The organism is Hymenobacter fodinae (assembly GCF_004745825.1).
GTDB classification, from domain to species: domain Bacteria; phylum Bacteroidota; class Bacteroidia; order Cytophagales; family Hymenobacteraceae; genus Hymenobacter; species Hymenobacter fodinae.
Window position 1 is genome coordinate 1,483,249 of record NZ_SRLA01000002.1, and the last position, 22,540, is coordinate 1,505,788.

Genomic DNA, 22,540 nt, shown 5'->3' on the forward strand with positions numbered 1-22,540 from the left:
GGCCTATGCACAGTGGCCGCTAGCTCGTTCGCAGTTCCCCTCATCCTGATCTTATTTTTTTCGCATGACCACTCCCTACGAAAAAACCTACACCGTTCGGTGGGCTGATATGGACCCTAATGGGCACATGCGCCACTCCGCCTACACCGACTACGCCGCTCAACTCCGCATTGAGTATCTGGCAGCGCAAGGCTTCACATTGCAGCGCTTTGCGCAGTTGGGAATCGGCCCAATTCTGTTTCGCGAAGACACCCGCTTCCTGAAGGAAATGCACATTAGCGAGCAGCTGCGCGTGAACGGCGAGCTGGCTGGCCTGAGTGAAGATGGCTCCCGCTGGCGTATTGTGCACACCCTGTTCAAGGCCGACGGCCGCCCCTCTGCTACCGTAACCGTTGATGGTGCTTGGCTTGATTTACGCGCCCGTAAGCTCATGGTACCGCCCGCTGAAATCACGGAGATTATGCGCAACCTGCCCCGCCACGAGAGCTACGCCGACATTGTGCGGGGGCCCAAACAGTAGCGCTAGGCCAGTATAACTACCAACAAATAAAAAGGGCGGTCGGCATGACCGCCCTTTTTATTTGATATGGGCTCCTGGGTATGTTTAAGTGGCCTAGCGCACTGCTTTCTTGATGCGCTCAATCTGCTGCTGGTGGTGCAGGATGTGGTCGAGCATGAAGTCCAGCGTTTGGTTGATGGTGAGCATACCGGAGCGCGGGTGTTTGAAGATGGCGTGACCCACTAGCTTACCCGGAAACTCATTGAGTAGCCGCTCCATGCGTCGGCGAACGGCTTCCCACTCGGCGCGCAGCTCGGGCAAAGGCGGGGTAGTTTCGGGCATCATCTTGGCCAGAAAGGCCGGGGCTTTGAAGCGGGTGAAGGGCAGCCGCAGCATTACCCGCAGCAACCGCGACTTCAGGAATGCGCCCACACCGGCCTTCTGGTGCCCTTCTTCCTGCAGTAGCTTTTTCTCCAGATACTGCCCAATGCCCGTTTCTGAAATCACTAGATGCTGCACCACTTGCGCCGCCGACCACTGCTTTTCCCCCGGCGACTGATACGCTTTTTCGCCTAACTCCGCTACAGAGTTCAACAAACGGGTAGTAGCCTGTTCAAGCTGCTCAAAACGAAGGTGGAGCCGGTGGTTCATGGGGAGAAGCAGGAAGTGAAAAGGGCGCTGGTTAAAAGGTACGTAAAAGTCAGGCTGCTGTGGAGCTTAGAGAGGTAGTTCCGGCGCTGAGCTAGGCCACTGAAGTTGCAGCTATAACTAGGCCAAAAACAAACCGACCAGCCACCCGGAGGTAACTGGTCGGTAGTGTGCGTTGAGCAGCAAGCAGTTGCCGAATAGAGCAGCTTACTTGTTTACGTACAGTACTTCTTTCACGGCCTTCACGGTGCGCTCTACGTTCGGCAGAGCGGCATCAATGAGGGTAGGGGCGTAGGGCAGCGGCACGTCCATGTTGGTGATGCGCAGCACGGGAGCATCGAGGTAGTCGAAGGCGCGACGCTGCACCATGTACGACAGTTCTGAGCTGATGCTGGCCAGCGGCCAAGCCTCTTCTACCACCACCATGCGGTTGGTTTTCTTCACCGACTCGATGAGGGTGTCGTAGTCGATGGGGCGAACCGAGCGCAGGTCAATAACCTCGGCGCTGATGCCTTCTTTGGCCAGCTCGTCGGCAGCACCTAGGGCCACTTTCATCATTTTGCCGAAGCTCACGATGGTCACGTTCTCACCCTGACGCACTACGTTGGCTTTGCCAATCGGAATGAGGTACTCCTCCTCGGGCACTTCGCCCTTGTCGCCATACATCAGCTCCGACTCCATGAAGATAACTGGGTCAGCATCACGAATGGCGCTTTTCAGCAGGCCTTTGGCGTCGTAAGGAGTAGAAGGAACTACTACTTTCAGGCCGGGCGTGTTAGCGTACCAGTTCTCGAAGTTCTGGGAGTGCTGCGACGATAGCATACCGGCGTTGCCGGTGGGGCCGCGGAACACGATGGGGCAGGAGTACTGCCCACCCGACATAGAATAGATTTTGGCAGCAGAGTTAATCACCTGGTCGATGGCCACCAACGAGAAGTTGAAGGTCATGAACTCGATGATGGGGAGCAGGCCGTTGGCCGCCGCGCCCACCCCGATGCCAGCGAAACCCAACTCGGCAATCGGCGTGTCAATCACACGCTCCGGGCCGAATTCGTCGAGCATACCCTGGCTCACTTTGTAGGCGCCGTTATACTCGGCTACTTCTTCACCCATCAGAAACACGCGCGGGTCGCGGCGCATTTCTTCAGACATGGCTTCACGCAGGGCTTCCCGGAATTGGATGGTCCGCATAATCGTAAGGAAAGACGAAAGAACTGTTCAGAATCAAAAAGCCGGCACGAGTCCGGCGCGTAAAGCTACAACGACTAGCCGGGAAGGGCAAATAGGAATTGCAGCACCGCAGCCATAGGCCTAGCGAGTTGACTAACTGCCAACCTCTGATTAGATGCCTGTAAACTTCACCGTAACAATTGGCTGGGTCTCGTCGCAGTGAATCAGATAGGGATGAGTGGCCAGTAACGCCGCAGTATCTTTGTAAGCGAAGTCAAACTCTTGCAGAATACTACTGTCAAAGTCACCTTGGCGGTTAAGCAACTCTGAGAAGCGGTTCCGATAAGCATCCTTATCTGCTTTCTTGAGGGAATGCCAGAACTTAAGTGTATCGGTACGGCTGTACTTACGACCAGCACCGTGCGCGCAGCTCCAGAGAGCCTGCTCGATTTGAGTATCCCATCGGTTAGGCTTGACAATGAGGGAACCACGACTCATAGAGAGCGGGATGACCACCTCGCGGTCCGGTAAAAGCTGTGTGCTGCCTTTACGATGGATTACACCATTAGCCTTGAACTCTAATAGATTATGGCAACTGTCAGCGAAAACGGGAGTGCCTGCCGCCACATACCGATTCCGTTGTAGGAAGTCGTAGGTCTTGTAAACAAATTCCTTTCGACGGCTAGCTGCATAATCTAGTACCCGTTGGTACTCATGAATGTAATTAGGCGTTGCCAGTTCTATAGGTAGCCAATCATTACCTGGGTTATGTTCCGATAACAGGCGACAATTTTCCTGGTACATATAGATACCCAGGTTGCGGCTCCCAGTGTGCACGATGACGTATAGGTAATCGGGCGACATCTCTAGCGAAAGAAAATGATTTCCTCCACCAAGCCCTTCGTTGGTCATACCATGAACTTCCCGCTCAAAAGCGCGGTAGTGCTTGGCTTTATCGAAGGGTAGCAGCAGATCTTGTCGAGGAATTCGCAAGTAGGCCACTCCACAGCCCATGTCCTTGCCAGTGACTAACGGATAAAAGACACTGGTTGTGTGAAAGGCAACTCCAACCGGAATGGAACGCTCGGAGCAGTAATGAATATCGGGGAATACAGCAATCCGACTGATATTCTCTTTTTCCTCGAATGCGAGGAGGGACTGTAGCGCGCTCTGCTCCACGCCGCTACGATCCGTAAAATAGACTGTCTTCACTTCGTCTTTTTTACGAGATAAATACTAGGGCGCGCCGGGGAGCAGCCGCAAAAGTGCGCGCATTGTTATAACCTCAGCAAGAGGTGGCGCAAATATAAAAGTTTATGCATGAAAGCCCGAGGGCTACCTTAAACAATGCTCTAAGTATTAAAGCAAAACAGCCCAAAAAGAAAGAAAAGAAGAGCATAGACCATTCTAAACTTCCCAATACTACGCGGAGGGTTAGCGTCTTTAGGAGTAGTAAACGCAGGCCAGATGCTAATCCCCGCAATTAGGAAAGCGCATAGGCCTATGCCTCTCATCATATAATCAAGAGAGGCGGTTTCATTTAATAGGAGAGTGAGCATATACGGTGCTTGAGCTTATCTATTACGGCTACCGTAACGCCTCTAGAAATGCTTTGCCCTTTGCGAAGTCGCGGAACTCGAGGTCCTCTACGGCGCGGTTGGCGTAGGTGCGGTCCAGGGATACGGCGCGGCGCAGGTGCATGGCCATAGCGGGCTCGTTTTGCTGGCGGGCGGCTACTACGGCCAAGCAATAGGCTAGTAAGGGGTCATCGGGGCGGAGGGCAATGGCCTCCTGGTAGATGTTGGCGGCACCCTGGTAATTGCCTTTCAGCACATAAATCAGGGCGCGGTTCATGATGTTCTGGTAGCTCTTGCCGCTGTAGCTAAGGCTGCGCAGCGCATCATCGAGCTGACCAATTTCAATTTCCAGGGCGGCTTTATCCGAGAAAATCTTGTTCAGCATAGGCCTAGAACCGCCCAGCTTAATGGCGTAATCGTAGTTCTGCAGGGCCTCCAGCTTGTCGCCGGCGCGGTGGTAGGCGGTGGCCACGTGGTAGAACGACTCGGCGGTGGGGTTGCGGTGGGCCGCCAGGGTAAAGTTGACGGCTGCCCGGCGCAGGTACGCTTTCTGCACCTTTGGGTTTACTTCCTTCTCGGAGCGCTGCAAGAGCACCACGGCCAGATTATGGTAGGCCTGCCAGAGGCCAGTAGTAGCCACCGAGGTTTCGTAGATGCGCTGCTTTTCTGCCAGCAGGGGCGTGAGCGTGGCGGAGTAGCGCAGCTCTTCAGGCGTGAGGGCGTCGGCTTCGGTCTGCTTCTCTACAATCTTTTTCGAGAGAACATAAATCTCCGAATCGTAGCGCTTGGGTGCGGTGTAGCGCACGGCCACGGTGCCAAAGCGCATGACGGGGTAGATGTACTGCTCCAGGTAGTCATAGAATGACAGTGCGTGCAGGCTCTTTTCCTTGGTGGCGTAGCTGCCGGGCGTGTCGTTGATGAGCAACAGCACCGAATCAACCTGGGCTGGCCGCAGGGCCGACTCCTGCACTTTATTCAGGAACAAGTCCCAGCGGCGGTGGTAGGCCTCGGTTTCGAAGTCGATCTGGCTGACTTTGTTGAGGTAAGAGTCGGTGTCTACCTGCTTCTTGTAATACTTGAGCAGCACCTGCACCCGCTTGTCGGCTAGGCGAGGGTCGTGGCGGTCGAGCGAGTCGGGGGAGTGGCCGGCCACAATCATCACCTTCTCGGTGCGCTGGTTGGCCTCAATGAAATCTTCCAGCGCCGCCACATTGGTACCCAAATAGTTGCGGATTTCAGCTTTGCCGGCGTCGAAAAAGAATGGCAACACCCGAGTACCGCTCATGTTGTTGCTCACCGATTCGGGCAGCAGGTTCAGGGCCGTATCCTGGCGCACTACCAAGCGGCTGGTGGTCACAATGCCGCGGGCCAATTTGATTTCTTTGCCCTTCAGGCGCTTGCCATTGGTCTTCAACTCGTGCACGTCGGGCAGTGCCACTAGCTCACCAGGGCTTTTGCGGGAGGAGTAGGGGAAAGCAAACTGCTTCCGGATGTAGAGCTTGTCCTTCTGCTGCTCATCGTACACGTACTCGCCCGACATAAACGTGATGCGGCCCACCGTGTCTTCGCGCAGGCCGTTTTCATAGCGGTAGCTGAGGCCCAGGTTGTAGGCCACTCCTTTCTTCAAGTGCTTGGCTGGTACGCGGGCCGTTACCTCAAACAGCACATTTTCGCCGTTGCTTTCCAGTACGGCCGGCTCTACGGCTAGCTGCTGGCCAGCCTGAGCCGATTTCATCACCTTCGAGAGCGGAGAACAAGCCGGTAACAAGCTCGCTGAGCCAGCTACAACAACCAACGAAAACAGACGGGGCAACGCATTTTGCATAAGCAACAGGAGCGGGGTGGGGCGGAAATTCAGACAACAAACGTAAAACTCTTCGTCACAGACGTATCTTGCCAGGCCATTTTACCGTAAGTGCTTGACACACGCTACGAATTAGTATATTTTGGTCATAGGTTAGCCACCGGAGGCAGCTTCTACTTCAGCAGATATGAAACGACTAACCGACTTTATCGAAAAGCAGAGCTTCGGCGTCTGCAATGCCGTGGGCAACCGGTTGGGCTTCTCTTCCAGCAGCGTGCGGCTGTCCTTCGTGTATGCCTCCTTCTTCACCTTCGGCTCGCCCATTGTGCTGTACTTTGCCTTAGCTTTCTGGATGAACGTCCGGCGGGCTATGCGCCAGCAGCGCAGCACCGTCTGGGACCTGTAGTCGTTTCGGCTTCGAGTTACGAACTTTTTGAAAAGCCCGCGCTGCACCTGGCAACGCGGGCTTTTTTATGGACGACGCGGAGTGGCCTAGGAAAGCAGTTCAGGCTCTAGTTCTGAAAACCGCTTTATGCCTTTGCCGAAATAAGCCCACACCAAGCTGCCACGGTACAGACCTGCCCGCTCGCCGGTAGTGCGTACCGGCGGAAACTTCTGCCGGCGCTGGCGCCAGTAGGCCAGTTGCCGCCAGAACTGCCAGTGGGCCCGAAGTACGGCCCGGAAGTCGGCGGTGTTGCCTTGGCTGAGCAGGCGAAGGGCGGCCACCCAGTCTAGCAACAGGCGCAAGGTTAAAGTGCCAGCCAGCTCACTGCCGTGGGTATTCATGTACACCAGCGCCAGCCCATTGTGAAAGTTGAGGTAGGTTTTCCGCGGGTTTGATTTGTGCAGTGTGCCCCCGCCCACGTGGTAGACTACGCTGCCGCCGTGGTACCACACTTCATAGCCGGCATTTTGCAGGCGCCAGCAGAGGTCAATTTCCTCCATGTGCGCGAAAAAACGCGGCTCTAGGCCACCCAACTGATGCCAGGCAGTGGCCCGCACGAGCATGCAGGCGCCGGTGGCCCAGGCTACTGGCCTAGGGTCGTTGTACTGGTCATGGTCGGTTTCCAGCGTATCGAAGAGGCGGCCGCGGCAGAAAGGGTAGCCGAGCCGGTCAAGGTAGCCCCCGCCCGCCCCAGCATACTCCAAGAGCTGGCGTTGGGTGGCGTCTTCGCTGTATTGCCGGATTTTGGGTTGGCAGGCTGCGATTTGCGGGTGCTGCTCCAGTAGCTCGCGTTGAGGTAGCAGCCAGCCAGGCGTAACCTCTACATCGGAGTTCAGCAGTACGTAGTATCGAAACTCGGCGCTGAGTTGCCGCAAGCCGGCATTGTAGCCCTCGCAAAAGCCTAGGTTCTGAGGATGCTGAATGAGCTGCACCGCCGGAAATTCCTGCTGCAATAGGCCTACAGAGTTGTCGGTAGAGGCATTATCAATGACAAACACGGCGGCGCCATCAGAGTGGTACAATACCGAAGGCAGGAAGCGGCGCAGGAAATCCTGGCCGTTCCAGTTCAGTATCACCACCGCTACATCGGCGCAAGGGCCAGAAGCTAGGCCACTCTTAGAGGCCAAAGCCGCCGAGGTCGAGGCCAGGGATGTTGGGGATAAGGCCCGCCGTCTTGTTCTTCATTTCCTGCTTGGCTTTCTCGCCAGCTTCTTCCATCACCTTATTTACGGCCGCTACCACCAGGTCGGCCAGCATGTCGCGGTCTTGAGGCTGAAGTAGCGTTTCGTCGATTTCGAGCTTCAGCAGGCGGCGCTGCCCATTGGCCGTTGCCTTCACTAGGCCACCCCCCGACTCGGCCGTGGCGGTAACGTATTGCAATTCGTCTTGGGCTTGCTTCATCTTGTCCTGAAGTTCTTTCATTTTGCCCATCATGCCCATTACATCAAACATATGCTCTGCTAGTTGATTCCAGTGAACTGGAGAAGTTGAAAAAGTGTGAAAAAGGTGGCTTTGCTATTGAAACAGAGTTGTTGCACCGTTTCAGCAAGAATGGCCCAGGGCCTCTTGTCTTCATGCCTAAACATAGAAGAGTAGCCACGACGGTGCAATTTACGGTAAACCTGCCCAAGGGGCTGCCCACCCATCTACCTCGCATCGAAGCAACCAACAGCATCAAGTAAAGATCTGGTGTCGGTTACTATTCTGCACCCAGGCTGAAGTGCGTCAGTAGAGCAGGCTAGCGGAAGAACACGGTACCACTGAGGCGGGTGAAGAAGGGCGTGCCCGGGGTAAAGTGAATTTCCTCAATGGGCAGTGCTTCGCCTCGCAGGCGGCTTTCGGTGGCAAACTGGGTTTCCTTCCAGCGTGTGTTCAGCAGATTCTGCACCGATAGGCCTAGCTGATAACGGGCGTGGGTGTAGTTCACCTGCGCATCGGTCACGAAGTAGCCCCGGGCCACAATGGAGTTGTACTCGTTGGCGGGGCGGTTGGCCAGGTAACGGTAGCGCAGCGAGCCGCTGAAACGGTGCCAACCCTGCACGCTCAACCCACCAGCCGAGGTGAAGGTTGGGGCAAGGGGCAAGTAGGCCTCCCCGGCCTCGGCGCCAATAGCCCGGGGCTTGGCAGCCGTGAAGTCGGCGTCGAGGTAAAGGAAGCGTCCAAGCTGGTAGCGGGCTGACAGGTCGAGGCCCTGCCGCCGGCTTTTGCCGCTGGGCTCTACCACGCCTTCATCGCCCACGTACACAAACTCCTGCGCCAGCCACAGGTACCAGGCTGCCGCTTGCACGAGCAGGCGAGGGGCGGGCTTCACCACAATTCCCAGGTCGGTGCCGTAAGCGGCGGGCAGAATGTCGCGGCCGTTTTGGGGTACTACCACGCGGGTGTCGTTGGAATGAAAACCCTTGCCCGACTTTAGATAAAGCTGCAGGGCGGGCGAAGCCGTGTAGTAAAGGTTCAGCTTGGGCGACACGATGCTAGCCGTAGCTTGCTGCCTGCGCCTGGGCGTGAGCAGTAAATTGCGGTATTGGTCCCGAAACACATCGAACCGCACACCAGTGGTCAGGTTCAGGCGGGAGCTGAGTTGTAGCTGCTCATCGAGGTATACGCCCGCGTTCAGCTCATTGATGTCGCCTAGCTGGCGTTGTTCAAGCGTTTGGCGGCGGTCAAGGGTGTGCGAGAGTTCCGTGTCGTCAGTGATATCCTGGCGGTATTGCAGGCCTAAGGTGGAGGTCAGCGGCAGGGAACCGAGCTGATGGGCGTGGCTGTAGCTGCCGTTGTACCCGAACAGGTGGCGCCGCTCCTTCTGCCGAATTTGGTCGCCGTTAAGGCTGTCGTTAAGGAAGAAGGTAAAATTGGAGTACAGCTCGAAACCGTAGCGAGAGCAGAACACCTGATTGCGCAGCACGTTGCCGGCCGGCGTCATGGTCACTAGCTCGGCGTTGAGGTTGTGGCGGCTGGTTTCGCCTCCCTCACTGGGGTCTACGGAGCCAAACCAGCCAATCAGGCCCTGCGCCACGGCCCGGTCCGGAATTTGACCCGAGTGGTTCCACTTGCTATAGAAGGTAGAGCCAGTAAGGGTGAGGCGGGAGGCAGGTGTAAGGTGGCCGTGATACTTGCCCACCAGGTTTAGGCGATTGAAGTTCTGAGGGTTATAGAAGTAGCCATTGGAGAAGGAATACTCAGCAGCTACGTACGCCGATTGCTCTTGAGCCCGGCCCTTGGCACCTAGCACATCAACGCCCGCCACGGCCCGGTACGTGTCGTACTGACCTAGCTCTAGCTTGGCAAATGAAGAATCCAGAGCCGTGCGGGTGCGAAAGTTGACCCAGCCGGCGGTGGCTAGGTTGCCCTGCTCCGGGTTGTAAGGTCCCTTACCAAAGTCCACACCCTGTACCAGCTCGGGAATCACGAAGTGCAAATCGGCGTAGCCTTGGCCATGGGCGTGGCTCACCATGTTCACCGGCATGCCATCTACTGAAAGGCGGATATCAGTACCGTGGTCGAGGTCGAAGCCGCGCAGAAACAGCTGCTCGGCCTTGCCGCCGCCCGCGTGCTGACCGATGAACAGGCCCGGCACCAGCCGCAGAATTTCCTGGGAGTTGGTGATGGGCCGCAGCCGAATATCAAGGGCCGTGATGAGTTGCTGCTCCTGGGGCCGCTCCGACGACACGGCCACTTCCCCAAGTTCAATCTGCGTGGCGAGCAGGAAAGTGCGCACCGAGGTGGTTTGGTCTTCCGCCAGCACCACCGTTATTTGCACCGCTTGGTAGCCCATGTGCGACAAGCTCAGGTGGTACGTGCCGGCGGGTAAATTAGAGAAGCGGTAGTGGCCTAGCTCGTTGGTAAGAGCCGTTGAGCCGGTTTCCAACAGCCTCACCGCCGCTCCGCGCAGGGCTTGCCGGCCGGCGGCATCCGAAACGGTGCCGCTTATGGTGCCGCTGTTGTGGGCGTAAACTTTCGCTGCGGTCAGCAGCCAGAAGAAGAACAAGAGTAGACTTTTCGAGTTCGGTAAGGATAAAGAAGGCACTGACAACAGGGGTATGAGAAAATGCTATATCGGGCGGCCAGACCACTTTCGTCTCCTGAGGCTGATACTGGCCTAGCCTACCCGGAGTACCTGACTGATTACTTGCTGTAGGCGTCAACGAATGAGGAAGCAGCGTAGTGGCCTAGCGTACCTCTCGCAGGGGGCCTACTGCAGTGGGGCATTACCAGTTGGGCTGACGAAGCTTGGCAGGCTGCAAAATTCGGATGCCTTTGCTCGTTAGCTCCACTAGGCCGTCCTGCTTAAACTCGCTGAGCGTACGGATGAGCGACTCCGGGGCGGTACCCACTACGGAGGCCATATCGTCGCGGGAGAGCTGAATCCAGGTGTTGGGGGTGGCGCCGGCCTCCTCGTGCATGCGCAAGAGCGTATCGGCCACGCGCCGCCGCAACGAGTTGTAGGCCATGCCCAAGAGCTGCTGCTCCCGTTCGCTGACCTTGCCCGCCAGCAGCCGGATAAACTGCTGGCCTACGGCCGGGTTGCGGTGCAGGAGTTGAGTGAAATCCTCGCGCGGGATGTAGAGCACGGTGGCATCGTCGAGTACCACGGCTGTGTCGTCGTGAGTGGTTTGCTGAAGCAGGGGCAGGTAGCCCAGGAACTCGCCGGGGCCGTATACGCCCGTAATCAGCTCCTTGCCCGCGGCCGTGCGGCGCACCGTTTTCACGCGGCCCGCCTGCACAAAATACAGGCGCGTGGGCTCGTCGCCTTCCACATACACCTCCTGCTTTTTGCGCAACAAGTGGGGCCGCCGGTCATGGGTGAGGTCGGTGAGGTTGCCCACGGCGGAGGCGTCTTCCAGAAACTCGCTTAGGCCACCAGGGTGCTGCAGGTCGTAGTCGGGCTTGAGGTGGCGGAACCGGTTGAGGCGGCCCCGGATGGCGCTCAGCAACTCGGCCTCATCAAACGGCTTGGTCAGGTAGTCGTCGGCGCCCAGCTCCATACCGCGACGCATGTCGGTGCGCTCGGTTTTGGCCGTCAGGAAAATGAAGGGTACGCCCGCCAGTTGCTCATTCTGGTTGAAGATCTGCAGCACGCCGTAGCCATCCAGCACCGGCATCATGATGTCGCATACCACCAAGTCGGGCTTGGTGTGCAGGGCCTTTTCTACTCCAGCCTTACCATTTTCAGCCGTCAGAACGGAGTAGCCCGAAAGCTCCAGAATCTCGGCAGTATTTTCCCGAATCAGCTCGTTGTCTTCAATCAGCAGAATGGTTTTCATAGGGGATGGTAAGGGTGACGGTCGTGCCCACGTTAAGCTCGCTCCGTAATGCAATGGTGCCGCCCATCAGCTCTAGGTATTTGCCGATGATGTAGAGGCCTAGGCCAGTGCCGGGCACATTGGTGACGTTGCGGGCGCGGAAAAAGCGTTCAAATAAGTGTTCCTGGTCTTCGGCAGAAATGCCCACGCCTTGGTCTTGCACGCGCAGCAGCAGCTGGTTATTCTCGCAAGTGACCCAAACCGCTACCACGGAGTTTTCGCCGGAGTACTTAATGCCATTCGATAGTAGGTTAACCAAGATCTTGCGCAGCAGGGAAGGGTCGAGGTACACCGGGGCGCTACATGCCACATGCTGCTCAATGCGCTGGCCGGCTTTGAGTAGGCCCTGCACATCAGAAATAGTTTCGTTGAGCAGCTCGGCCACGTCAAACTCCAGGGGGCGGGCTTCAATCTTGCCTTCCTCAATGCGGCCCACCGACAGAAACTCCTCTAGGATGTCGTTGAGGTGGTTTACTGAGGCCCGGATGCGCTGCAGGTGCTTCAGGCGTTTGTCTTGCTGGTCGGTGGCGGGGTACTTCTCAATAAGCGCCGTGGAGGTAAGCACGGCCGTGAGCGGGGTCCGGAACTCATGGGAGGCCATAGACACAAAGCGCGACTTTAGCTCGCCCAACTCCTGCTCGGCGGCCAGGGCCTGGCCTAGCTCCTGGGTGCGCTTTTCCAACTGAGCCAGCGTGCTCATGAGGGCGTGGGTGCGGTCCGTGACCTTCTGCTCCAGCTCGGCGTTCAGGCGCTCCACGCGCTGGCGCTGGTCAATCAGCTCCCGCTCGGCCTCTTTCTTGAAGGTGATATCGATGATGTAGGCCACCACGAACAGCTCTTCTTCCTGATGAAAATAGCTCAGGCTGATTTCCACCGGAAACACCGACCCGTCGCGGCGGCGAGCCTGCAGGTCGCGGTTGTGGCCCATGGCGCGCACCTGGGGGTTGGCATTGAAAGAAGCGCGCAGATGCTCGTGCCGATGGCTGATACTGTTCGGCACCAGCACTTCAATCCGCTGACCTACTAGGGTTTGCTCCGGGTAGTCAAATAACTGCTGGGCCTTCTCATTGGCCAGCACAATATCACCGCGCTGGTTGCACACAATAATGCCAATGGTGGCGTGGGCGAATACGGCCTCAAAGCGGCCCACGCTTTGGGTGAGGCTTCGCTCGGCTGCGTGCAGTCGGTCGGTGTCGGTCAGGCGAACTAGAAAGTAAGGTCGGTTGTCGAGGGTGACGCTAGTTAGCTCCAGGTTGGCCCAGAACGTTTCACCCGACTGCCGGCGCAGCTTGGCCTCCTGTTCTACGTGCCCCGCTTCAAGCACCTGGGCACGCAGCTCATTCCACTCAGCCGGGGTTAGCTGCTGGGAGCGGAGCGTCCGAACCGGGTCGTTGTAGAGAGCCTCGGCCGAGGGGTAGCCCAGCAGCTGGTAGCCCGCAGGATTCACGTGTACAAACCACCCCAGCTCCAGGTCATAGAGGCCTACAAAGTCCTTCGCCTGCTCAAACAGAACATCGGTTAGGGAATGATGGGAGAAATTTGCTAGCATACGGGTCAGACCTCAAATAGACGGCTGCGGGGCCACATCTGCAAACATACGCAGATGATCAAAGTCAGGTGAGGCCCTGACTACCATCATGGACGAGGGGTGGGGGAGCGGGTACTTTTGATGCAGTATTCTACTTTTTGCCTCCTTATGTCTCGTATTCGGCCCCTCGATACTGAAGAATCGCGCGAAGCGGCAGTGCTGCTGGTGATGCTTCCGCCGCTGGCGCGCGACTTGGCACCTACCGTGTCGGCGGCAGATCTGGCTGCCCTGCAGCGCCACCTGGGGCCTAGCGTGCAGGTATTGAAAGTGGATCAGGCCGCTAACCCAGCCGTGGTGCGCAGCTTCGCCCCGCTGCAACTGCCGGCGTGCGTGCTAGTCTACCGTGGCGTGGAGCTGTGGCGGCAAGAGGGCTTACCTAGCGCCGAGGTAGTAGTGCCCCTTATGGAGGCGCAGTGGACGTTGGATAGTCAACAGGTAATCAGATAAATACAGGTATCATGACCTCATCTACTCCTTTCTCCGCTACCAGCGTTGCGCTCAGCCCCTTAGCTCCCGCGCCAGCCAAGCCCATGTCCTTGCTTATTCTGACGGATTTCTTTCAGGCATCGAATCGGGCACTGGATTACGCCACCAACTTGGCTGAGCCCTTGGCGGCCCGGCTGGTACTGCTGCACGTGCGCCGCAACTTCCCCCTCGATCCTGAGATGTTTACGGGTGAGCTTTCTCATCTAAGCCAGGAAGCTAGTGCGGTAGCCCTGCGCAGTATGGCGCGGCAGTTGGCAGTGCCCGTGGTAGCGGAGGTGGGGCACGGGCGAGTGGCCTACGCCGTGGCCGATGCCGTATGTCGGCATCAGCCCAGCTTAATTGTGCTGGGGCGGCCAGACTACTCGACTACGCCCGATGAACTGGTACAAACAACCTCCCTCGATATTCTGCGCATAGCACCCTACCCCATGCTGGTAGTGCCGCATCACCTCCAAACGGTAGCGTTGCCCCGGCGCGTACTGCTGGCGGTAGATGGGGAGCCGTTTACGCTGGGAACCCACGCTGGCGCCGTGCGTCAGCTACTCACCAGCCTCGGTGCTACCTTAACCGTGCTACACGTAGCCCCGGAGGGCGAGGTTGAGCCAATGACTTCCCAAGCCCTTGAAACGGTGCGGCAAACTGGCCTAGCCAACGATTTACCAACTGTAGAAACCCGCACGGTTACGCACGCCCGAGCCGCCGAGGGCATTCTGGAAGCTGCCACCTCCCCCGACTACGACATGGTAGCTGTAGTAGCCCGTCCCCGGAGCTTTCTAGGCCACCTGTTCCACCGCAGCGTAACGGCGCAGGTGTTGCTGCACAGCACGCTTCCCGTGTTAGTATTACCAGCCGCAGAGTAGTGTATCTCAAGCTGCAATGCGAACTGCTTGGTATCCTTAAACGGACAAAGCAAGCCGCCCCTGTATACTGCAGTCTGAATCACTTCTGCGAAATGCGGGCAAGCGTGAAAGCTGATTTGGATTTTTTGTAGTGCTTCGGGGCAATTCTAGGCCACTTAGCTTACTGCGCGTGCTTACCGCAGAATGGTAACAGTGCCTTGTTGTAACACGTGCCGCCCAGCCTGGTCGTTGGCCTCAAAGCGCCAGGCATACGCGCCCGGTACCGGTGCGGCCGTACCAATGCGCCCATCCCAGGTTTGGCTGCGAGTGGTAGCCCGAAATACCTCCTGGCCGTTGCGGTCAATGACTACAAACCTGAAATTATCGAGGTAGCGGCCCTTGAGTTCTAGCACATCGTTCAGGCCGTCGCCGTTGGGGGTGAAGGCCGTTGGCACGAATAGCTTCACTGCCCGCGCTACGGTGGCCACATTGGAGTAGCTGGGACCGGCTAGGCCACCCCCGGTAGCCTCGACGCGGTAGCGCAGCACTTGCTGGTCTTGCTGCGTGAGCAGGGGCGCAAAAGCGGGCAAGGTCAGGTCGGGGCCTGCCGCAATGGTGCTGAGCACTGCATTGGTGGCCGACAGTACAAGTACCCGGTACGTGACCGGTGCAGCCGCATCGGGGCCGCGCAGGGCCGTCCAGCTCAACCGCACTTGGGTGCCTTCCTCATTAGCGCTGGTAGCCGTTAGAATAACGGGGCACACCGAGGCACTTTCAACTGATCGGTTGCCGCAGGCATCCTGAAAGCGCGCGGTATAGCACACCGTCTGGGGCAGGGTCACGGCCGAGTCGCGGAGGGTGCGGCTGGCGGTGGTGCGCAGCGCGGCTCCATTGCGCAGGTATGTGAGCTGACCACCGCTGGCGCTGCGGGGTACTAGCGCCGTAAGCTCTACTTGGTTTAGCAGGTTGAACGAGGCGGCGAGGCGAGGTGCGGCCGGAGCTAGGTTGGAAGTAGTAGTAACTGTGACCTCATTAGAAAGAGAGGTGCTGCCGCTCGCCGCGGCGGTAACCCGGTAGGTGTAGGCCACTCCGCAGGTAACAGCGGTGTCTTCGTACTGCCGGGTGCCGGCGGGCAACTGCACCAGCGGCTGGCCGTTGCGGCTGATTTCAAAGCTGCCCGGCTGGCTTGTGGTCCAGGTGAGGCGGTTGCGGGCTTCTAGAGAGGTTGCGGTCAGCGTTATCGAGCACACATCGTTTAGTGAGGGCAGGGGCGCGGATGTTTGGCAGGCATCGCGAAGCAGCAGGCGGTAGCAGCCGGCCGCCGGAGCGTTGGCCAACGTGTAGCTAGTGGCAGCGGGGTCGAGGGTGGTTACGGTCCGGTAGCCCCCTACGGCCGCATCACTTACCTGCAGGCTGTACTGGTATTGCGGCTGCAAGGCCCCAAACTGAAACTGCACACTGCCCCCAGCTTGCACCGCTAGCCGCTGAATGATGGGCCGTTGCGGGGCTGGTAGGGGGGTAAATGTTTTGGTTAGGCTGTTGGTGCAGAGAGTGGGCGAGTTATAAGAGCCCGTGAGTGTTACGGAGGTAGCGCCGTTGGTTGCGTACGTAACCGGAGCATTGGGGCGCGGGTTTGGCTGCACTACCTGCCCGCCAATCGTAACGGTGTACTGGTCGTAGGTCTGATCCGTCACCGTAACCTGTACCAGGCCTGCCGAACAGGCTACTAAATCGAATGCCGGTGGGGGCGTGGCTTTTACCGGGAAGGTTCGGGCGAAAATAAGGCCTGAGCTGTTGGGCTGGGGGTTTTGGGTGTTTTGGGAGATGGTGATTGTGCCCGGGGCCGCAGGAGTGTAGAAGGTGCTGGTATCCTGAAATCCACTGCATACAATGGCCGCCGTTTTCTGGTAATACACCTGGGCCGGATCGAGTTGCCGGCCGCTGGCATCCTTCAGGCGTACCGGCCGGCCCACGCATAAGGTTTGCACCTCTTGTTTGGTGGCCACGTCGAACAACCGGAAGTTAGCGTCCGAGTTAGGGGTGGCAGCACATTGCGCCCAGGTGGCCGCAACGGGTACCAGTAGCAGTGTCCACCAAAGCAGAAAGGACAGTATGCGTTTTTTCACCATGCCATAACGGTAAACTGAGGCCAATGCGTTTGTGCCGCGGGTAAAATACCTAGTTGAGCTGCTACCCAGCTTACTTACTGCCAGTCATACGTGCGTACGAAGGCAGCCGCTGCGTGCAAGTCGGGGTACAAGATCCGGTCTTGGCTGACAAAAGCTACTTTCTCGCGGAAAGCCGATGCTACTTGTTCCAGCGCTTCCGAAGTACGGGCCGGTCGGCGGAAGGCCAAGGCCTGAGCGGCATTGAAGAGCTCAATGCCCAGCAGCTGCTCCACGTTTTCTACCACGCGGCGGGCCTTGGTGGCGGCATTGGCCCCCATGCTTACGTGGTCTTCCTGCCCATTGCTGCTCACGATGCTATCTATGGAGGCCGGCGTGCACAGCTGCTTGTTCTGGCTTACAATACCGGCGGCCGTGTACTGCGGAATCATCAAACCCGAGTTCAAACCCGGCTCAGCCACCAAAAATGGTGGGAGCCCGCGTTGCCCACTGATGAGCTGGTAAGTGCGGCGCTCCGAAATGCTGCCCAGTTCCGCTACGGCCATGGCCAGCATGTCTAGCGCCAAGGCTAAGGGCTGTCCATGGAAGTTGCCGCCGCTCAGAATGGCGTCATCCTCCGGAAAGATGTTGGGGTTGTCAGTCACGGCATTGCACTCGGTTTCCACCACTTGCTGCACGTAGGCCAGGGCATCGCGGGAGGCGCCGTGCACCTGGGGCATGCACCGGAAGGAGTAGGGGTCTTGCACTGCTTGGCGGGGCTGCTGTTGCAACTCGCTGCCTGCCAGCAACTCCCGCACCCGTTGGGCCACCGTGAGCTGCCCGGCGTGGGGTCTGATACGGTGCAGGCGCTCATCAAAAGGCTCGGCCCGTCCGCCAAATGCTTCCAGCGACAGGGCGCCAATCACATCAGCAGCGGCCAGCAGGCGCTGCACCCGCAGCAGGCTATGCACGGCGTAGGCCAGCATAAACTGCGTGCCGTTGAGTAGGGCTAGGCCTTCCTTCGCTTGCAGCGTCAGTGGCGCCCAGCTAAACAGGCTTTGCGCATCAGCCGCCGACAGCCGATAGCCCATGTAGTTTACTTCGCCCAGGCCTACCAGTGGCAAACACAAGTGGGCTAGCGGCGCCAAATCGCCGCTGGCACCCAACGAGCCCTGCTGATACACTACCGGCAACATCTCGCGGTTGTAGAAATCGAGCAGGCGCTGCACGGTGCTGAGTTGCACGCCGCTGTGCCCGTAGCTCAGGCTCTGGGCTTTTAGCAGTAGCATCAGCCGCACCAGCTCCGCCGGTACCTCCTCACCCGTGCCGCAGGCGTGCGACATCATCAGGTTTACTTGCAGTTGCTGGCGCTGCTCGGGGGCAATAGCGGTGTTGCACAGCGCCCCAAATCCGGTATTAATACCGTACACGGGCGCATCAGGAGTGGTTTCTAAGCGGTTATGCAGGTACTGGTGGCAGGCCGTGATGTGCTGGTTGGCTTCCTCGCTGAGCACCACGCGGGCGTTGGTACGCAGCAAGTGGCCTAGCGTGGCCAGATCGAGGTGGGTGGAAGGAGTGAGGGCGAAATCCTGAGCCATGAAATAGTGATGGGTGGGAGGGGCAGGTGGAGTTGCCAAAAGTGAGTGTTTCTGGCGGAATCAAAAAATAGAACGTCATGCTCCGGCTAGCGCAGCATGACGTTACACCTATTTGTCAGGTTGATTTTACTTGATCAGCTCGGCCAACACTTCCTCCAAGGAAAGCGCCCGTTCCTCGCCAGTGCCCAGGTTTTTGAGCTTGAACTGCCCGGCGGCGCGTTCCTCTGAGCCCTGTAGCAGCACGTACGGAATGCCTTTCTGGTCGGCGTACTGGAATTGCTTCTTCAATTTACCGGCTTCCGGAAATAGCTCGCTCGACACGCCGGCTTCCCGCAGCTGGCGCAGCACGGGCAGCACGGCCGCTTCACTCTCCGCGTCGAAGTTGGCAACTAGGCATCGCGTGGTCGTAGCCGCGTCGGGCGGGAACAGGTTCAACTCGTCCAGGCAGTCATAGAGACGGTCAACGCCGAAGGAGAAGCCCACCCCTGATACGCCCGGCAGCCCGAAGGCACCGGTGAGGTTGTCGTAGCGGCCACCGCCCGACACGCTGCCCATGTTCACGTTGTTGATCTTGATTTCAAAGATGCAGCCCGTGTAATAGCTCAGCCCGCGGGCCAGGGTCACGTCAAACTCCAGGTTCTCAAACTTGTCAAACCCAAAGCTGACGAGGTAGTCGTACACGCGCTTCAGGTCCTGCAGGCCCTTATAGCCGTCGGCATTATCGGGCTCCACACCGGCCGTTACGAAGGCGGCCAGCAGGCGCTCCAGCTTCTCGGCGAAGTCGCCGCCCGCGCTCAGCAAATCGAAGAGCCGCTCCGTGGCGGCAGGAGAGAAGCCACGCCCGGCCAACTCCTTTTCTACGCCTTCGCGCCCAATCTTATCGAGCTTATCAATGGCCGTGAACAGGTCTACTTCGGTGCCTTCGCCGCCCAGGGCTTGGTAAAAAGCACCTAGCACGCGGCGGTGATTAATCTTAATAGTGTGCTCGGTGAGGCCTAGCTGCGTCAGTACCTCCGACATCATCAGCACAATCTCGGCCTCGCACAATAGCGAGTCGGTACCCACTACGTCGGCGTCGCACTGATAAAACTCACGGTAACGACCGCGCTGGGGGCGGTCGGCGCGCCATACCGGCTGTATCTGGTAGCGCTTGAAGGGAAACACCAGCGTATTGCGGTTCATAACCACGTAGCGCGCAAACGGCACGGTGAGGTCGTAGCGCAGGCCTTTCTCAGCTACTTTGGGCAGGATGCGCTTGCTGCGGTTTTCGGCGGTGAGGTCCTCTGGAGTTATGTCCTTAGCGAAGTCGCCGGAGTTCAATACTTTAAAGAGCAATTGGTCGCCTTCCTCGCCGTACTTGCCGGTCAGCACCGAGAGGTTTTCCAGCGTCGGTGTTTCAAGCGGGGCGTAGCCAAACTTCTCGAAGGTGCGGCGGATAATGCCGAAGATATAGTTGCGGCGGGCCACTACGGCCGGGCCAAAGTCGCGGGTGCCACGGGGGATGCTGGGCTTCTGTGCGCTCATCAGACAGTCAGGAGGGGGTGCAGAAATACGGCCGCGAAGGTACGCCGAAGCCCCGGGAATTCTGTGCCTTATCGTTTATCGTAGCCGATTGGATTGCTCGGGGTCCCGAATCAGGTTCCTGCCGAGGTTAACCTCAATTTCGTGAATAGCATCTAACAAAGAAGGCACTAGCAACGGCTGAGATGCGGCGTCCAAATAAATGAAATGGTGCTGCACCGGCTGAGGCACGTGACACAAAATCAGACGGCGGTCTTGGGCATGCAGCATGAACGCGTAGGCGAGGAGCAAATCAATGGCTTCTTCCGAAATACTCTCCACTAGGCTAAAATCAATGAGTATAGCCTGTTTATCGCTTCTGGTAGCGCGGTGCAGCGCCCGGCTAAGCTTTACTTCATCTGAAGAAGACGCCTCTGGAGACAAGATTAGTAAGAATCCATTTGGCAGTACTTCCCGATAGACGTCCAACATCACACAAACTGTAAAATGAAAAGCTTGTTATACTTTTCTAATAGCGCAGAAATCGCACCAAGGTTGTGTAAACGAAATAAGTATAAATATGAAATAATACTGAAAAAGGTTTCTTATCAACAAATTTTCTCCGAAGAGTGCACTTACTGTCGAGCTTGGAACAGAACACTGGCGGCAAAAGGAGCCTTCAGGGCCGACCTGATGCCGGCCTGTTTCAACCCTTGGTTGGTCCAGTCGTTGCAAGTGCGCCAAGCCGAGTAACGACCTCGGGCCAGGAAGAAAAAGTCCTCCGATGTATATCCCTGCGGGAGCCGCAGCGAGTATTGGCCTAGACTATCCGGAGCCTGAAACGAGTTACGGACGTAGGTCGTCAGGCGCTGGTACTGCTCGGGGGAGATACGCAAAGGCACAACTCGGGCGCCAGCCTGAGGAGCACTCCGGTAAAAATCTACGTGCATGAGCGTTTTGGAGGGAAACAAGGCTCCCAGCACCGCCTTCGGACCCGGGAACTTGTGGCCCATGGAGCCCAAGTAAAACCCCTCGTTGCCCCAACCAAACCCTACGTACTGGTACTGCCGGAATTGTGCGCTGAGGGCAGGCTGGTGTAGCTCCTGGAGCCAGTCTTGGCCGGTGCGGGTTTCGCGCAGAGGCAGTACTACATCGGTGTGCAGCCCATTGGAAACCACAAATATGGGTACGCCGTCGGGTGTCTGGCGGAAGTCGCGGTTTATGGGCACCAAACTGCCCGTCATCAGAAACAAAACAAACGCAACCAGGGCCTGCATACATCCGGAGCTAACACGGCGGAGAGAAGGACTAACCATTAGAAAGCAGCCGCTCGTAGGAAAGATACCCTGAATACGCCGGACAGCTCAGGAGTAACCCACCCGCCAACCTGACTCCGCCAAAATGACACGCGCCGGCGGGGCACCTCTAAAGCAACCCCCACCGACGCAGTCCTTCAAGCAAGCCACTAGTAACCTATAGCCCATAGACAAGTGTATTACTTGGTTAGTGGCCTAGGCCACTCTAGGCCAGTAGCTGCGGTTTTTCCTGATATACTTTCCACAGAAACTCACCAAAGATGGTGTTAGCCCAGGCAAACCACGAGCGGGTGAATTTGCTGGCGTCGTCCTTATGGAAAGATTCGTGCATGTACCCCGTGCCCGCGTGGGTAGCTTTCAGGCTCTGCACGCAGGCCTTGATTTCGGCGTCGTCGGTGCTGGTGAGGCCGCGGGTGGTAATGGCAATGGGCCAGATCATATCCTGCCCTACGTGCGGCCCGCCCACCCCCTCGGCGGCCCGCCCCTTAAAGAAGAAGGGGTTATTGGTAGAGAGCAAAAACTTGCGCGTGTTCTGGTACACGGGGTCGGTGAGGGGCACGGCCCCGAGGTAGGGCAGGGCAACGAGGCTGGGCACATTGGCATCGTCCATGAGCACGTGGCTGCCAAAGCCATCCACCTCATAGGCGTACAGGTCGCCGTGCTGGGGGTGTTTTACCACGGCGTATTGGCGCAGGGCGGCTTCTACTTCATTGGCCAGGGCCGTCAGCTCTTGGGCCAAAGCGGCGTCCTTGGCTAGGCCAGTCACCATTTCACTGGCCTGGCGAAGGCTCACTACCGCAAAGAAGTTGCTCGGTATCAGGAAGGAATAAAGCGAGGCATCGTCGCTGGGTCGAAAGGCGGAGCAGATAAGTCCTACCGGCCGCACGGGATAACCGTAGCCGCTCATGGGCTGGGTATCGGTGGCGGTGGCCGTCTGGCGCTGAAACTTGTAAGGGCCGAGGCTGTCTTTGCGCTGCTGCTCCCGGAACGTTTGCAGAATGAGCTTTATCGCCTGCTGCCACTGGGCATCAAACGGGGCCGCATCGTTGGTGGTTTTCCAGTAGTGATAGGCCAGGCGGATGGGGTAGCACAGCGAGTCGATTTCCCATTTCCGCTCGTGCACGCCCGGCTGCATCTTCGTCAGGTCCGACTTCCACTCGCCCACTTTGGTGTCATCGCCATAAAAGGCGTTGGCGTAGGGGTCTTTGAGGATGCAGCGCGTTTGGCGGTTGATAACGCCCGCAATCAGCTGCCGCAACTCGGTGTCTTTGTTTACAAACTGCATGTAGGGCCACACCTGCGCTGAGCTGTCGCGCAGCCACATAGCGTCGATGTCGCCGGTGATGACGTAGGTATCGGGCCGGCCCTGCTGCGTGGAGTAGGTGACGGTGGTATCGAGGGTGCTGGGAAAGCAGTTATTGAATAGCCACCCCAGCTCCTTGTCTTTGACCTTTTTGTTGAACTCCGTAATGGCTGCTTCCACTGAGCGGCTCCGGAAGCGCCGCTTTTCTGCCGCCGGCCGCACCACAGGGAAAGCCGGGGCCGCGCCGGCAAAGGAGTACTGAGCAAAGAAAACGCCGGTGGTAAGCAGGGAGACATCCCGGACAAAGGATCTACGATTCATGCGGTGGGTAGGGTGAGGAGTGAAAAGCACAATGTGGC

At 58.0% G+C, this 22,540-nt stretch carries 19 protein-coding genes; 4 read left to right on the top strand and 15 right to left on the bottom strand.

Annotation, left to right across the window (positions count from 1 at the left end):
• Window positions 1-64 precede the first annotated feature (64 nt).
• Window positions 65-520 carry an acyl-CoA thioesterase gene (locus EU556_RS13530; protein WP_135434619.1) on the top strand — a complete coding sequence of 152 codons (456 nt, stop codon included), beginning with the start codon at window positions 65-67 and terminating at the stop codon, window positions 518-520.
• Window positions 521-613: 93 nt separating this feature from the next.
• Here EU556_RS13530 and EU556_RS13535 read toward each other — a convergent pair whose 3' ends face one another.
• From EU556_RS13535 to EU556_RS13550, 4 genes are all read right to left on the bottom strand, one after another.
• Window positions 614-1,150, bottom strand: coding sequence for a DinB family protein (locus tag EU556_RS13535; protein WP_135434620.1), 537 nt, complete (start codon window positions 1,148-1,150; stop codon window positions 614-616).
• A 204-nt stretch (window positions 1,151-1,354) separates the two neighbouring features.
• Window positions 1,355-2,338, bottom strand: coding sequence for a pyruvate dehydrogenase complex E1 component subunit beta (locus EU556_RS13540; RefSeq protein ID WP_135434621.1), 984 nt, complete (start codon window positions 2,336-2,338; stop codon window positions 1,355-1,357).
• Window positions 2,339-2,488: 150 nt separating this feature from the next.
• Window positions 2,489-3,529: an RtcB family protein gene (locus EU556_RS13545; protein WP_135434622.1), complete on the bottom strand. Its 1,041-nt coding sequence runs from the start codon at window positions 3,527-3,529 to the stop codon at window positions 2,489-2,491.
• Window positions 3,530-3,904: 375 nt separating this feature from the next.
• The gene (locus tag EU556_RS13550) at window positions 3,905-5,719 is read right to left on the bottom strand and encodes a tetratricopeptide repeat protein (RefSeq protein WP_135434623.1); all 1,815 of its coding nucleotides are present in this window, start codon (window positions 5,717-5,719) and stop codon (window positions 3,905-3,907) included.
• 166 nt (window positions 5,720-5,885) lie between these two features.
• Here EU556_RS13550 and EU556_RS13555 point away from each other — a divergent pair, with 166 nt between their 5' ends.
• Window positions 5,886-6,104: a PspC domain-containing protein gene (locus tag EU556_RS13555; RefSeq protein ID WP_135434624.1), complete on the top strand. Its 219-nt coding sequence runs from the start codon at window positions 5,886-5,888 to the stop codon at window positions 6,102-6,104.
• Window positions 6,105-6,190: 86 nt separating this feature from the next.
• Here the strand turns inward: EU556_RS13555 and EU556_RS13560 are convergent, their stop codons facing one another.
• From EU556_RS13560 to EU556_RS13580, 5 genes are all read right to left on the bottom strand, one after another.
• A complete protein-coding gene (locus EU556_RS13560) occupies window positions 6,191-7,270 on the bottom strand; it encodes a glycosyltransferase family 2 protein (RefSeq protein WP_245327634.1) in 1,080 nt (359 codons plus the stop codon).
• Window positions 7,260-7,595, bottom strand: a complete 336-nt coding sequence (locus EU556_RS13565; RefSeq protein WP_135434625.1) for a YbaB/EbfC family nucleoid-associated protein — start codon at window positions 7,593-7,595, stop codon at window positions 7,260-7,262. The genes EU556_RS13560 and EU556_RS13565 overlap by 11 nt, the downstream gene beginning before the upstream one ends.
• A gap of 286 nt (window positions 7,596-7,881) precedes the next feature.
• Window positions 7,882-10,170, bottom strand: coding sequence for a TonB-dependent receptor (locus tag EU556_RS13570; RefSeq protein ID WP_394346111.1), 2,289 nt, complete (start codon window positions 10,168-10,170; stop codon window positions 7,882-7,884).
• Window positions 10,171-10,351: 181 nt separating this feature from the next.
• A complete protein-coding gene (locus EU556_RS13575; RefSeq protein ID WP_135434626.1) occupies window positions 10,352-11,407 on the bottom strand; it encodes a response regulator in 1,056 nt (351 codons plus the stop codon).
• A complete protein-coding gene (locus tag EU556_RS13580; protein ID WP_135434627.1) occupies window positions 11,385-12,995 on the bottom strand; it encodes a sensor histidine kinase in 1,611 nt (536 codons plus the stop codon). Before EU556_RS13580 ends, EU556_RS13575 begins: the two co-directional genes overlap by 23 nt.
• A 147-nt stretch (window positions 12,996-13,142) precedes the next feature.
• Between EU556_RS13580 and EU556_RS13585 the strand changes: the two genes are divergently transcribed.
• Entirely contained in the window at window positions 13,143-13,481 is a 339-nt protein-coding gene (locus tag EU556_RS13585) for a YbbN family protein (protein WP_135434628.1), read from the top strand.
• Window positions 13,482-13,492: 11 nt separating this feature from the next.
• Window positions 13,493-14,380 (top strand): universal stress protein, encoded by an 888-nt coding sequence (locus EU556_RS13590; RefSeq protein WP_135434629.1) that lies wholly within the window; start codon window positions 13,493-13,495, stop codon window positions 14,378-14,380.
• Between the two features lie 173 nt (window positions 14,381-14,553).
• Here EU556_RS13590 and EU556_RS13595 read toward each other — a convergent pair whose 3' ends face one another.
• The 6 genes from EU556_RS13595 to EU556_RS13620 form a co-directional block, all read right to left on the bottom strand.
• The gene (locus EU556_RS13595; RefSeq protein WP_135434630.1) at window positions 14,554-16,488 is read right to left on the bottom strand and encodes a T9SS type B sorting domain-containing protein; all 1,935 of its coding nucleotides are present in this window, start codon (window positions 16,486-16,488) and stop codon (window positions 14,554-14,556) included.
• A 74-nt stretch (window positions 16,489-16,562) separates the two neighbouring features.
• On the bottom strand, window positions 16,563-18,062 hold the full coding sequence (hutH, locus tag EU556_RS13600; RefSeq protein WP_135434631.1) for a histidine ammonia-lyase: 1,500 nt from the start codon (window positions 18,060-18,062) through the stop codon (window positions 16,563-16,565).
• A gap of 126 nt (window positions 18,063-18,188) precedes the next feature.
• The gene (gene hisS / locus EU556_RS13605) at window positions 18,189-19,586 is read right to left on the bottom strand and encodes a histidine--tRNA ligase (protein ID WP_135434632.1); all 1,398 of its coding nucleotides are present in this window, start codon (window positions 19,584-19,586) and stop codon (window positions 18,189-18,191) included.
• Between the two features lie 75 nt (window positions 19,587-19,661).
• Window positions 19,662-20,006 (bottom strand): STAS domain-containing protein, encoded by a 345-nt coding sequence (locus tag EU556_RS13610; protein WP_135434633.1) that lies wholly within the window; start codon window positions 20,004-20,006, stop codon window positions 19,662-19,664.
• Between the two features lie 191 nt (window positions 20,007-20,197).
• A complete protein-coding gene (locus EU556_RS13615; RefSeq protein ID WP_167855572.1) occupies window positions 20,198-20,839 on the bottom strand; it encodes a TIGR02117 family protein in 642 nt (213 codons plus the stop codon).
• 244 nt (window positions 20,840-21,083) lie between these two features.
• Window positions 21,084-22,502: a glycoside hydrolase family 125 protein gene (locus EU556_RS13620; RefSeq protein WP_135434635.1), complete on the bottom strand. Its 1,419-nt coding sequence runs from the start codon at window positions 22,500-22,502 to the stop codon at window positions 21,084-21,086.
• Window positions 22,503-22,540 lie beyond the last annotated feature (38 nt).

Excerpts from the sequence above, each read along its gene's own strand:
- EU556_RS13530 (WP_135434619.1), top strand. The coding sequence starts at position 65 with ATGACCACTCCCTACGAAAAAACCTACACCGTTCGGTGGGCTGATATG.
- EU556_RS13535 (WP_135434620.1), bottom strand. The coding sequence starts at position 1,150 with ATGAACCACCGGCTCCACCTTCGTTTTGAGCAGCTTGAACAGGCTACT.
- EU556_RS13540 (WP_135434621.1), bottom strand. The coding sequence starts at position 2,338 with ATGCGGACCATCCAATTCCGGGAAGCCCTGCGTGAAGCCATGTCTGAA.
- EU556_RS13550 (WP_135434623.1), bottom strand. The coding sequence starts at position 5,719 with ATGCAAAATGCGTTGCCCCGTCTGTTTTCGTTGGTTGTTGTAGCTGGC.
- EU556_RS13555 (WP_135434624.1), top strand. The coding sequence starts at position 5,886 with ATGAAACGACTAACCGACTTTATCGAAAAGCAGAGCTTCGGCGTCTGC.
- EU556_RS13565 (WP_135434625.1), bottom strand. The coding sequence starts at position 7,595 with ATGTTTGATGTAATGGGCATGATGGGCAAAATGAAAGAACTTCAGGAC.
- EU556_RS13575 (WP_135434626.1), bottom strand. The coding sequence starts at position 11,407 with ATGAAAACCATTCTGCTGATTGAAGACAACGAGCTGATTCGGGAAAAT.
- EU556_RS13580 (WP_135434627.1), bottom strand. The coding sequence starts at position 12,995 with ATGCTAGCAAATTTCTCCCATCATTCCCTAACCGATGTTCTGTTTGAG.
- EU556_RS13585 (WP_135434628.1), top strand. The coding sequence starts at position 13,143 with ATGTCTCGTATTCGGCCCCTCGATACTGAAGAATCGCGCGAAGCGGCA.
- EU556_RS13590 (WP_135434629.1), top strand. The coding sequence starts at position 13,493 with ATGACCTCATCTACTCCTTTCTCCGCTACCAGCGTTGCGCTCAGCCCC.
- EU556_RS13595 (WP_135434630.1), bottom strand. The coding sequence starts at position 16,488 with ATGGTGAAAAAACGCATACTGTCCTTTCTGCTTTGGTGGACACTGCTA.
- hutH (WP_135434631.1), bottom strand. The coding sequence starts at position 18,062 with ATGGCTCAGGATTTCGCCCTCACTCCTTCCACCCACCTCGATCTGGCC.
- hisS (WP_135434632.1), bottom strand. The coding sequence starts at position 19,586 with ATGAGCGCACAGAAGCCCAGCATCCCCCGTGGCACCCGCGACTTTGGC.
- EU556_RS13615 (WP_167855572.1), bottom strand. The coding sequence starts at position 20,839 with ATGCAGGCCCTGGTTGCGTTTGTTTTGTTTCTGATGACGGGCAGTTTG.
- EU556_RS13620 (WP_135434635.1), bottom strand. The coding sequence starts at position 22,502 with ATGAATCGTAGATCCTTTGTCCGGGATGTCTCCCTGCTTACCACCGGC.